Annotated in this window: 6 protein-coding genes; 4 read left to right on the top strand and 2 right to left on the bottom strand. The window is 63.2% G+C overall.

Annotated features, from left to right (window positions below):
• The first annotated feature begins 254 nt into the window (after nucleotides 1-254).
• The 4 genes from MJ605_RS15090 to MJ605_RS15075 are packed head-to-tail and all read left to right on the top strand — an operon-like array spanning nucleotide 255 to nucleotide 7,886.
• On the top strand, nucleotides 255-2,432 hold the full coding sequence (locus MJ605_RS15090; protein ID WP_243042370.1) for a type I secretion system permease/ATPase: 2,178 nt from the start codon (nucleotides 255-257) through the stop codon (nucleotides 2,430-2,432).
• Nucleotides 2,433-2,437: 5 nt separating this feature from the next.
• Nucleotides 2,438-3,859, top strand: coding sequence for an HlyD family type I secretion periplasmic adaptor subunit (locus tag MJ605_RS15085; protein ID WP_279237597.1), 1,422 nt, complete (start codon nucleotides 2,438-2,440; stop codon nucleotides 3,857-3,859).
• Between the two features lie 23 nt (nucleotides 3,860-3,882).
• A complete protein-coding gene (locus MJ605_RS15080; protein ID WP_243042368.1) occupies nucleotides 3,883-4,425 on the top strand; it encodes a hypothetical protein in 543 nt (180 codons plus the stop codon).
• 20 nt (nucleotides 4,426-4,445) lie between these two features.
• Nucleotides 4,446-7,886: a calcium-binding protein gene (locus tag MJ605_RS15075; RefSeq protein WP_243042367.1), complete on the top strand. Its 3,441-nt coding sequence runs from the start codon at nucleotides 4,446-4,448 to the stop codon at nucleotides 7,884-7,886.
• Between the two features lie 177 nt (nucleotides 7,887-8,063).
• Here MJ605_RS15075 and MJ605_RS15070 read toward each other — a convergent pair whose 3' ends face one another.
• Both MJ605_RS15070 and MJ605_RS15065 read right to left on the bottom strand, forming a co-directional pair.
• Nucleotides 8,064-11,333: a multidrug efflux RND transporter permease subunit gene (locus tag MJ605_RS15070; protein ID WP_243042366.1), complete on the bottom strand. Its 3,270-nt coding sequence runs from the start codon at nucleotides 11,331-11,333 to the stop codon at nucleotides 8,064-8,066.
• Nucleotides 11,334-11,349: 16 nt separating this feature from the next.
• On the bottom strand, nucleotides 11,350-12,582 hold the full coding sequence (locus MJ605_RS15065; RefSeq protein WP_243042365.1) for an efflux RND transporter periplasmic adaptor subunit: 1,233 nt from the start codon (nucleotides 12,580-12,582) through the stop codon (nucleotides 11,350-11,352).
• Between the last annotated feature and the right edge of the window lie 24 nt (nucleotides 12,583-12,606).

The following is a 12,606-nucleotide window of genomic DNA, read 5'->3' as shown; positions in this document are numbered from 1 at the left end:
CCTTATCTCTTGGAAATTTGAGAGGGTAGCCACCCTCGCGGAGCCTTTGAACAGACTATCAAGACTAACCCTACAACCCGGCCCCCGATACGCCTTCTCCATGTCAGGCAAAGATCGACTGGTCGCGGCCAGGGAACAAGATAGCCTCGCAAGCCACCCGGACTTGCCAGGACACGACGCGCATCGGCGAATCGTTCCATTGGCGACACGCCTACCTGCCGGGACCGTTCCATGGACAAAGAGGGGCAGAAAGCATGGAGGCTCTGTCAGGCACCCGAGACCGGGGCAGGGAGGCGCCACCGGAAAACGGCCAGCCCGCCTTCTCCGCCACCGAGGACCAGGCCCTGCAGGGCCTGGTACTGCTCGCCCAATTCCACGGCATCGCCGCCAGCGCCGAGCAACTGCGCCATGAGTCGGGCCTGGGAACCCGGCCTTTCGACGATGCCGCCCTGCTCCTTGCCGCGAAAAAGCTTGGCCTCAAGGCAAAGGTAATCAAGCAGCCCGCCGAGCGCGTAGCGCGTACGGCCCTGCCAGCGCTTGCCTTGCTGGAAGGGGCGCGTGCCTTCGTGGTGGCCAGGGTCGATGCCGACAAGGTGCTGGTTCACGATCTCGGCCTTGGCCGCCCCGTCGTCTGGACGCGAGAGGACTTCACCGCGCATTACGGTGGACGGCTGCTGGTGGTGGCCTCGCGCGCATCCGTGCAGGCGGATATGGCCAAGTTCGACTTCAGCTGGTTTATTCCGGCCGTGGTGAAGTACCGCAAGTTGTTGATCGAGGCACTGGTCTGCTCGCTATGCCTGCAACTCTTTGCCTTGGTCACGCCATTGTTTTTCCAGGTCGTGATGGACAAGGTGCTGGTACACCACGCCCTGACCACGTTGACCGTCATCACCATTGGGCTGGTCGCCATCAACCTGTTCAACGTGGCCTTGTCCGCGTTGCGCACCCACGTGTTCGCGCATACCACCAGCCGCATCGACGTCGAGCTGGGCGCCAGGCTGTTTCGGCATGTACTTGCCTTGCCGCTGGCCTACTTCGAATCCCGGCGCGTCGGCGACACCATCGCGCGCGTCAGGGAGCTGGAGAACATCCGCAACTTCCTGACCGGCCAGGCGCTGACCTCGCTGCTGGATCTGTTGTTCACCTTCGTCTTTATCGCGGTCATGCTTTTCTACAGCGGCTGGCTGACCCTGGTCGTCGTCGTCTCGCTGCCGCTCTACGCCCTGTGGTCCGCAGCCATCACGCCCGCCTTGCGCGCCCGCCTCGATGAAAAGTTCGCCAGGGGCGCCGATAACCAGTCCTTCCTGGTGGAGACCGTGTCGGGCATGGCCACCGTCAAGGCCATGGCCATCGATCCACGCATGACGCGGGCCTGGGACAACCAGTTGGCCGGTTATGTCAGCGCGGGATTCCGGGTGACACGCCTGGCCAACATCGGGCAGCAGGGCGTTCAACTGCTGCAGAAGCTGGTCACCGTCGCCATTCTCTATGGCGGCGCCCGGCTGGTGATCGATGGTTCGCTCTCGGTCGGCCAGCTCATTGCCTTCAACATGCTGTCCGGGCAGGTGGCCGCGCCCATCGTGCGCCTGGCGCAGCTTTGGCAGGATTTCCAGCAGGTCGGCATTTCGGTCGATCGCCTGGGCGACATCCTCAACACGCGGACAGAGCCGGGCGGCAGTCGTCTGGCCATGCCGCGCATCCAGGGCCGGATAACGTTCGACAACGTGGGTTTTCGCTATCGCCCCGATACGGCGGAAGTGCTGTCGGGCATCCAGCTCGACATACGGCCCGGCGAGGTCGTCGGCATCGTGGGGCGGTCCGGTTCCGGCAAAAGCACGCTTACCAAGCTGATCCAGCGCCTCTACGTACCCGAACGCGGCCGCGTGCTGGTGGATGGCACGGACCTGGCACTGGCCGATCCCGCCTGGTTGCGGCGCCAGCTCGGAGTCGTGCTGCAGGAAAACTTCCTCTTCAACCGCAGCGTGCGGGAAAACATCGCCCTGGCCGATCCAGGCATGCCGATGGAGCGCGTCATGCAGGCCGCCCGGTTGGCCGGCGCGCACGACTTCATCGTGGACCTGCCCCAGGGTTACGACACCATCGTCGGCGAGCATGGTGCAAGCCTGTCCGGCGGGCAGCGCCAGCGCGTGGCGATCGCCCGGGCCCTGGTGTCCGACCCGCGCATCCTCATCTTCGATGAAGCCACCAGCGCGCTCGACTATGAATCCGAGCGCGCCGTTATGACCAACATGCAGGCCATCTGCAAGGGCCGAACGGTGCTGATCATCGCGCACCGCCTCTCCACCGTTCGTCACGCCAATCGCATCGTGGTCATCGACAAGGGGCGCATTGTCGAAATGGGACCGCCGGCCGAGCTGCTGCGGCGGGCCGATGGCCACTTCGCACGCCTCTATCGGTTACAACAGGGGTGATGCCCATGGGCCTTCGCATCGATGCCCTGTCCGAAATATTGCGTCGCTATGGACAAGTGTTCCGCGACGCATGGCGCCAACGCCATAGCCTGCAACCAGTAAAACGCACGCGCGAGGAGCTTGCCTTCCTTCCCGCCCAGCTTGAACTGGTGGAAACGCCGCTTTCCCCGGCACCGCATTGGACCATGGGCATCATCATGGCGTTGTTCGCCACGGCCTTGCTGTGGGCTTGCCTGGGGCAGCTGGACATGGTCGCGGTGGCACCGGGCAAGACGGTCACCACCAGCCGGACCAAAACCGTACAGCCCGCGGAAACCGCCGTGGTACGGCGCATTCTCGTGCAGGATGGCCAGGTCGTGCGGCAAGGTGACCTGCTGATCGAGCTGGACACCTCGGCCACCGCCGCCGATAGCAGGAAAGCGGAGGAAGCACTGCTCAGCGCACGGCTGGCAGCGGCACGGTCTGGCGCCCTGATCGAAGCGATGGACACCGGCCAGCCACCGGCCATGGCCAACAGCGAAGGGTTGCCGGTGGAGCGCTTCGAGGCGGCACGCACGCTCGCGGCTAGCCAGTACGCCGCCTACCAGGCCAAGAAGCAGAGCCTGGAAGCGACGGTGGCGCAGAAACAGGCAGAGCTTCGTACGGTGGAATCGGCCATCGTGCCATTGGAGCAGTACCTGGAGATATCCCGGGCGCGGGTCAAGGACTACGAAGCCCTGCTGGAAAACAACTACGTTCCCAGGCAGGAATACATGCTGCGCAAGCAGGAGCGCATCAACGCCGAGCGGGACCTGGCCGGGCAGCTCAGCCGCCGGGAAGAACTGCGCTCGGCCATCGTCGGGGCACAAAGGGAACGGGTGGTCACCACCACCGACACGCGCAGGCAGTGGCAAGACGAGCTTCGCCAGGCTCAGGAACAGATTCGGCAGATGGAACCCGAGCTGGCCAAGGCGATGCAACGCGACGCCTGGATGCACCTGCGGGCTCCGGTCGACGGCACGGTGCAACAGCTCGCCATGCACACGGTAGGCGGCGTCGTGACGCCCGCCCAGCCCTTGCTTTCCATCGTGCCGGAAAACGAGCCACTGCAAGTCGAAGCCACCGTGCTCAACAAGGACATCGGCTTTGTCCGTCCCGGTCAGCGCGTCACCGTAAAGATCGAGAGCTTCCCCTACACCCGTTATGGCTATCTGGAAGGTGAAGTGGAGAGTATTTCGCATGATGCTATCAAGGACGAAAAACTGGGCCTGATCTACCAGGCCAACATTCGCCTGAAGCGCTCCACGCTCGTGGTGGATGGCGTCACCGTGAATCTCACTCCCGGCATGGCGCTGAGCGCGGAGATCAACACGGGCAAGCGACGGGTAATCGAGTTCGTCCTCGATCCCTTGGTCAGGGGCGTGTCGGAGTCGATGCGGGAGCGCTGAGGATGCTTGGTAAGGGGCCGATCATGTTGCCATCCGCGAAATGGTGTGCAGGCGCCATTTCATGGTTTGCCGTTGCCCTGTTGCTCGCCAGCTGCGGGAAGAAAGACCTCTCCCCGCCGGCAGTGAACGCCTCGCCGCACGAGAAGCTCGAATTAGTCGTAACCCCAGAAGGCGATGAGGGGGTTTACGCGGTAACTGTGAGCGCTCAATACGGAAACCTATCGAAGGATTGCAGCAATATCGATTACCGATATGGCTTGGGCGGAAATATTGATTATCCGAAAGGCAATGTGGCTATTTCGTGGAATAAGGGCACGTTTGAGATATATCGAGACTATTACGAGCCAAGAGTGACGTGCTCTTGGAAGTTGCTTGGTGTCGATATAACTATTCATGCTCTGAATGGACGCCATGCTAGTACTGGAATTTCGCAAAGAGACTTTCAAGCGGGCTTTCAATGGGAAGTCAAATGCATTTTTGGGCGATCTGACGTCGATTCATGTTTCCCTTTATCAGCTTCGCGTGAACACATGCCCGGCATTCATGTAGCCATTCGAGTGAAGTAATTAAACCAAGGAGAGATATTATGACTATTTCAACTAATGACTATGCGTATTTATCGTCAATTGTCTATAAGAACCTAACTGTTGGCCAGTTGGTGGCTGGGGTGGGAGATCGTTATGAGGTCCTCTATGTGACATCTCTTTCGACCGATGGTTATCAAGGAGCTGTTTTTAAAAATACTCGAACTGGTGAGCTCGTTGTATCCAGCCCTGGCACCGACTTCACCGACATCCACGACGTATTGGCTGACTTTGCGATGGCCAATGGCGAAGCGCCGACCCAATGGACTGATGCCAATGCCGCCATGCAATGGGCGCTCAACTACGCTGATCAAAACGGCATCAGTAGGGCGGACGTCAGCGCCACGGGACATTCCCTGGCTGGTACGGTGGCGCAGATGTTGGCAGCCGCTTACGGCGTGCATGCCGAGACCTTCAATGCCTATGGCGGCTACAACATCGCGGAGCGCTATGGCTTGAACCCCGACGCCGCCATGGGATTGGTAACCAATCATCGGGATATCTTCGATCCCATCTCGCGCCTATCTGATCAAATTGGCCAGGATGCGATGTATGCGAGCGCTGCCGAGGCCGCTGACCTATCAAGCTACGGGACGCTGAGTGAATGGCTCAAGCTTGCGGACATTGCCCGCGCACATGGCCTAGGAAACTTCTGGAACGATGCGGATGGCACACCAGGCCAGCTATTGACCAATAACTGGTGGGGCGATATCGAATCGGGCGCAATACCCGGCGCCCTTGATCGGCTTGCCAGCGACTTGAAGGCGCAGCTAGAGAAACTAGGCGGATGGCTGCCGGATATTTTCGGCTCGCTTCTTCCGCAGTTGGAAGTTGCCGCGGGCGCCATTATCTATGGCAAAACTTACCGCATCGAGCGCTACGATCCCTTGGCGCTAGACCTCGATGGCGATGGCAAGATCACGACGAGTGCCGAAAGCAACTGGGCTGGCGCCTTGTTCGACAACGACGGCGACGGTATCCGCACCGCGTCCGGGTGGGTCGGTAGCAATGACGGCCTGTTGGTGCGTGACCTGGACGGCAATGGTGCCATCGACAATGGGCGCGAACTGTTTGGCGACCAGACTGTATTGCGCAATGGTCAGCATGCCGCTACTGGCTTCGAGGCATTGGCCGATCTGGATAGCAACGGTGATGGCGTAATCGACGCATCCGACGAAGCCTTCGCCTCACTGCGCATCTGGCGCGACCGGAATGGCGACGGCATTTCCCAGGCCGGCGAGCTATCCACGTTGGACGAACTTGGCATTGTCAGCCTTTCGTTGGCGCACGCCAGCGCGAATACCTCGGTGGACGGCGGTGCCGTGGTGGGTATCGGCAGTTACACCCGCCGCAACGACGACGGCACCCTGGCCACGCAAGTGATGCAAGACTTCGAGTTCGACAACGATGCGTTGCACAGCAAGTTCGGCGATGCGGTGGAGATTCCGCCGGAACTGCAATCACTGGCGAGCATGCAAGGCATGGGCGGCCTGCGCGATTTGCGCGAAGCCTGCGCGCTATCGCCCGAACTTGCACAACTGGTACGCGGTTTTTCCGCCGTCCAAACCCGCGAAGGACAGCAAGCCCTGCTGGGCGACATCCTCCTGGCTTGGGCCGGAACCAGCCCGCTGTGGAGCAACCAGGGCATTACGCTGCATGCCTCCGGCGCCATCGAAAGCGCCAGTTCCGACAACGTCATCCGGCTGACGCCCAGCCAGAAAGTGGACCAGACAGTCACGGAGTTGGACGATGGTACCGTCCGCAAGATCCGCATCGCCCAAGTCCTGCTCGGCGAAACGCCTACCGCCGATCTGTGGTGGGGCCAAAGCAATGTCTCCGCCTACTTCAAAGTCTATGACACCTTCTTCAACGGGGCCTATCAGCAACTGGCCTTGCAGACGCGCCTGAAGCCTTACATTGATGCGGTGGGGCTGACCTTGGGCGCGGACGGTTTTGCCCTGGATTTTTCAGCGGTATTACCCCGAGTGGCGCAGGCATTCGCATCCGATAGCCTGCGCGCTACAGTCGACTTCATCGACCTATTGACGCTGGTGCCATCATTCACCGCCGATAAGGTCGATTACATGTCGGCACTAGCTTCGATGCTGGATCGTTTGGCTCAGCAGGGCCGATCGGAGGCTTTAGGGCAATCGTTTCCTCAGCGTCTGAGCCTTGGCGAATGGACCCTGATATTCGCCCCGGGAGACGGCTCTTCATTGAGTGGAGGGGCCAAGGATGATTTCCTGGTGGGTGGCGCAGGTAATGACATCCTCAACGGCGGCGCTGGCAATGATGCCCTGTATGGTGGAGCGGGTGCTGATGTACTGGATGGTGGTACAGGGCGTAATCGCCTATACGGTGGCGACGGCAACGACGTTTTGAAGGTGGACCGCTACGCCACCGACAATGTGCTGGAAGGTGGTAGGGGCGACGACACGATCTACGGCAGCGCCTATGGCGACACCTACGTGTTCAACCTGGGTGACGGCCGTGACACGATCACCGAGACGTATAGCTGGGGCGGCAAGGATGTCGTAGCGTTTGGCGAGGGTATTGTCGCCGACGATATCCAGGTCCTGCGTCGTGGCAATGACTTGCTGCTGACGCATATCAACGGTACCGACAGCATCACGATCGCCGGCTGGTTCGCTACCAGTTGGAACAGTACCGTCTTTATCGAACGCTTCGAGTTTGCCGACGGTACCGTATGGACGCCGGACACGCTGGCTGCGCGGGCCATCGTGCTTGCCGGCGCGGACGGCAGCGACACGCTGAACGGCTGGAACGGCAATGACCTTATCCAGGGCGGCGCCGGCGACGACAAGCTCAACGGCGGCGCGGGCCACGACAGCCTGTGGGGCGACGAGGGCAACGACACACTCACCGGCGGTGACGGCAATGACGACCTGCATGGCGGCATAGGCGATGATGTGCTGGACGGTGGTACAGGAAGTAACCGCCTGTACGGTGGCGACGGCAACGACACCCTGAAGGTGGACCGTTATGCCACCGACAACGTGCTGGAAGGTGGTAGGGGCGACGACACGATCTACGGCAGCGCCTATGGCGACACCTACGTGTTCAACCTGGGTGACGGCCGTGACACCATTGTCGAAACCAGTACGTACGGCGGTGTTACTGACGTGTTGGCCTTTGGCGAAGGTATCGGTGCCGATCAGTTGTGGTTCCGCCGCGACGGGCTTGATCTTGAGGTGAGTGTTATCGGTACGGACGATAGTGTGGCCATCAAGAACTGGTATTCGAGCACGAACAACCAGATCGAATGTTTCAAGACGGCCGATGGACAGGCGTTGTCGAGTGGCCAGGTGAATACGCTGGTGTCGGCCATGGCGTCGTTCTCGCCGCCGGCCATGGGGCAGATCCATTTGGCCTCGGATTATGCAAACACTCTGGCGCCTGTCATTGCCGCCAATTGGCATTGAAGGTGCGGTCATGTTGGGGGGCATGTTCACGATCTCGGCGTGACCACAAGCACCCCCTCCCAACCTCCCCCTGCACGCAGGGGTGGAGTGCCTGCACTGGCCTTGTTGGGCCTGATGTAAATGAAAAGCCCCGGTCTTGCGACCGGGGCTTTTGTCTTGCGGAAGATGCAGGTTCGATCAGGAGCCGCGGTGCGGGTCCGAGTCGAACGGTTGCATGCTGCCTGGCGCATTGCCGCCGCCGTTGCCACCTTGTGGCGGCGTGTTGCCTGGCGGTGGGTTGCCGTGGTCGCCGCCTTCGCCGCCGCCGTGCGCGTGGCGGATGCTCTGCGAGACCTCGTCCATCTTGTCGCCCAGCATGCGGCGTACCACCACGTAGAACACGGGGATCAGCAGCAGGCCCAGGAAGGTGGCGAACAGCATGCCGCCGATCACGCCGGTGCCGATGGCGTGGCGGGCGTTGGCGCCGGCGCCGGTGGAGATGAACAGCGGGAACACGCCCAGGATGAAGGCCAGCGAGGTCATCAGGATCGGGCGCAGTCGCAGGCGGGCCGCATGGACCACGCCCTCGCGCAGCGTCTTGCCTTCCTGTTGCTGCTCCACCGCGAACTCCACGATCAGGATCGCGTTCTTCGCGGCCAGGCCGATCACCGTGATCATGCCGATCTTGAAGTAGATGTCGTTGGGCAGGCCGCGCAGCATGGTGAACACCACCGCGCCCAGCACGCCCAGCGGCACCACCAGCAGCACCGACACCGGGATCGACCAGCTCTCGTACAGCGCGGCAAGGCACAGGAACACGATGAAGATGGACAGCACCATCAGCAGCATGGCCGCGTTGCCGGCGAGGATTTCCTGGTACGACTGGCCGGTCCAGTCGAAGCCGAAGCCCTTGGGCAGGTTGTCGTTGATGATGCCTTCCAGCACGCCCATGGCCTGTCCGGTGGAGTAGCCCGGACCCTCGTTGCCCACGATTTCCACCGCGGAGTAGCCGTTGTAGCGGGTCAGGGCCGGCGCGGCCATGTCCCACTTCGCCTTCACCACGCTGGCCAGCGGGATCATGTTGTTGGCCGTGGGCGAGCTGCTGGCGGTGGCGAGGGTGCTCGGCGTGTAGATGTGCTGCAGCGCCTCCGGGCCCATGCGGTAGGGCGCGTCGGCCTGCACCATCACGCGCTTCACGCGGCCGCCGTAGGAGAAGTCGTTGACGTACACCGGGGCCAGCGTGAGCTGGATCGCGTTGTAAATGTCGCTGACCGACAGGCCCATCGACTGCGCCTGCTGGCGGTCCACGCTCAGGTCCAGCTGCGGGGCGCTTTCCAGCGTGTTCGGACGCACGCCGACCAGGGCCGGGCTCTGCGCCGCCTTGGCCAGCAGGATGTTGCGGGCGTCGGTCAGTTCGTCGCGCGACTGGCCGGCACGCGCCTGCAGGTACATGTCGATGCCGCCGAACTGGCTGAGGCCGCGGATGGTGGGCAGGTTGACCACGAAGATCTGCGCGTCGCGGATGGCATGCAGCTTCATGTTGGCCTGCTGGATGAACTGCGCGGCGGTGACGTCGCGCGCGTCCCAGTCCTTCAGGCGGATGAAGTTCATGCCGGTGTTCTCGCCCTGGCCCACGAAGCTGAAGCCGGAGATCTGGAATACGCCGTCGACGGCCGGATCCTTCTGCAGCACGCCGCGGATCTCGTCCATCACGTGCTGCGTGCGCTGTAGGCTGGCGCCCGGGGGCAGCGAGACGATGGCCAGCGCATAGCCCTGGTCCTCGTCGGGCACGAAGCTGGTGGGCAGCTTGGTGAACAGGAAGCCGCACAGCAGGGCCACCAGCACGAACACGATCATCCAGCGCGGCGCATGCTTGATGGCACTGCCGATGTGGCCGGAGTAGGTGTGCGTCACCCGGTCGAACACGTTGTTGAACGCGCGGAACACGATGTTCTGCTTGTGCGTGTGCGTCGGCTTGAGCATGGTGGCGCACAGCGCCGGCGTGAACGACAGCGCCAGGAACGCCGAGAAGCCCATCGACACCGCGATGGTCAGGGCGAACTGCTTGTAGATCACGCCCGAGGCGCCCGGCTGCAGCGCGGACGGCACGAACACCGCCGCCAGCACCACGGTGATGGCCACCACCGCGCCGGTGATCTGGCCCATGGCCTTGCGCGTGGCTTCCTTCGGCGAGAGGTGTTCCTCGCTCATGATGCGCTCGACGTTCTCGATCACCACGATCGCGTCGTCCACCACGATGCCGATGGCCAGCACCATGCCGAACAGGGTCAGCTGGTTGATGGTGAAGCCGAGCGGCAGCAGGCCGAGGAAGGTGCCCAGCAGGGCGACCGGGATCACCAGGGTGGGAATCACGGTGGCGCGGATGTTCTGCAGGAACAGCAGCATCACCAGGAACACCAGGATGATCGCCTCGACCAGGGTGTTCACCACTTCCTTGATCGAGATCTTCACGAAGGTGGTGGAGTCGTACGGGGCGAACCAGGTCACGCCTTCGGGGAAGCTCTTGGCCAGCTCTTCCATCTTGGCGCGCACGGCGGTGGCCACGTCCAGCGCGTTGGCGCCGGGCAGCAGCTGCACGCCGAACGAGCCGGTGGAGATGCCGTTCCAGGTGGCGGCGAAGCCGTAGCTCTGCGGGCCGAAGTCGATGCGGGCGACGTCGCTGAGCTTCACCACCGTGCCATCGGGGTTGGCACGCAGGATGATGTTGTTGAATTCCTCTGGCGTGGTGAAGCGGCCCTCGGCCGACACGGTCACGCTGAAGCCCTGGCCATTGACCGCGGGGTCCGAACCCAGCGAGCCGGCGGCGAACTGCACGTTCTGCGCGCTCAATGCGTTGAACACGTCGGACGCGGACAGGCTATAGCCCTGCAGCTTGTCCGGGTTGATCCACACGCGCATGGCGTATTCGGCGCCGAGCTGGCGGGTGTTGCCCACGCCCGGGATGCGGCCGATCTGGTCGAGCACCTGCGAGGACACGATGTCGGTGAGCTTGTCGCCGTCGATCGCCGGGTTGGTCGAGGTCAGCGCCACGAACATCAGGAAGTCCGGGTTGCTCTTGGCCACCACCACGCCCTGCTGGTTCACCTCGGTGGGCAGGCGCGGGGTGGCCAGCGCCACCTTGTTCTGCACCTGCACCTGGGCGATGTCCGGGTCGGTGCCGGTCTCGAAGGTCAGCGTGATGGTCGCCGTGCCGCTGGAGCTGGACGAGGAGCTGAAGTACAGCAGGTGGTCGATGCCGGTGAGCTGCTGCTCGATCACCTGGGTGACGGTCTTTTCGGTGGTGTCCGCGCTCGCGCCCGGGTAGGTGGCGTTGACCGTCACCTGCGGCGGGGCGATGTTCGGATACGACTCGATGCCCATGTTCAGCACCGAGATGGTGCCGCACAGGCTGATCAGAATCGCCACCACCCACGCGAAAATGGGGCGGTCGATAAAGAAACTGGGCATGATCTAGCTCCCTGGGTTACTGCCCGTTGGCCGGCTTGCCGCCGGCCTGGGACGCGCCCGGCTTGGTGCCGGCGGCGCCGGGCGTGCCCGGGTTCTGGTTGGGTTGCCATGGGGTGGCCTTGGCCGGCGCGCCCGCCTTGACCTGCTGCAGGCCGGACACGACTACCTGGTCGCCCGCCTTCAGGCCGCTGGTCACGACCCAGTTGCTGCCGCTGGTGTCGGTGGCGGTGACGTCCTTGCGCACGACATTGCCATCGGCGCCCACCACCATGGTGTAGGCGCCCACGGTATCGCGCAGCACGGCCGCCTGCGGCACCAGGAACACGTTGTGCTGCTCGCCCAGGTTGGCGCTGATGGTCACGTACTGGCCGGGCAACAGGGTGCGGTCGGGGTTGGGCAGCACGGCGCGCAGGTTCACCGCGCCGGTGGCCGGGTTGACCGTGGTGTCGGAGAAGTCCAGCGTGCCTTCCTGGCCGTACGGCGTGCCGTCGGGCAGGGTAATCGTCACGGTGGCCTTGTTCGGCTGCGTCAGCGTGACGTTGCCGCCCGCCGCGGCGCGGCGCATCTGGTCCATGTCGGTCACGCTCATGGTGAAGTTCACGTAGAGCGGGTCGAGCTGGTCGACCGTGGTCAGCAGGGTGGCGCTGGCACCGGCATCGCTGGTGCCGTTGCCCACGACGGCGCCCTCGGTCACCTGCTGCTGGCCCGCGCGGCCGTCGATCGGCGAGGTGACGTTGGTATAGCCCAGGTTGACCCTGGCGGTGACCACCGCGGCCTCGGCCTGCTGCACGCCGGCCGCGGCCGAGCGCTCGGCCGCCTCGTCCGCGTCCAGCTGGGCGCGGGAGATGTAGCCCTGGGGAATCAGCGCGCGGTCACGCTCGGCGACCACATGGGCATTGGCGTAGGTGGCCTTGGCCGAGGCCAGCGCGGCCTGGGCGGAATTGAGCGCGGCCTGGTACGGCGCCGGGTCGATCTGGAACAGCAGTTGCCCCTGCTTGACGTCGGTGCCTTCGGTATAGACGCGCTTGAGCACCACGCCGGACACGCGGGCGCGCACGTCGGCGCTGCGGAACGCGGACAGACGGCCCACCAGGCTCTTGCGCAGCGGCTCGGTCTGCGGTTGCACCTTCACCACGCCGACTTCCGGCGGCGGCATCTGCGGCGGGCCTTGTTCCTTGCCTTTGCCACAGGCGGTCAGCGTGAGCAGGCCAAGGCACAACAGGGGTGTGCGCAGTGACGAGGACTTCATGTGGGCTCCATTCTTCTTTCTTAA

The sequence above is a fragment of the Dyella sedimenti genome (assembly GCF_022760995.1).
GTDB classification, from domain to species: Bacteria; Pseudomonadota; Gammaproteobacteria; order Xanthomonadales; family Rhodanobacteraceae; genus Dyella; species Dyella sedimenti.
The sequence above is the reverse complement of the archived record's forward strand: the minus strand, read 5'-3'. Positions and strand labels throughout refer to the sequence as shown.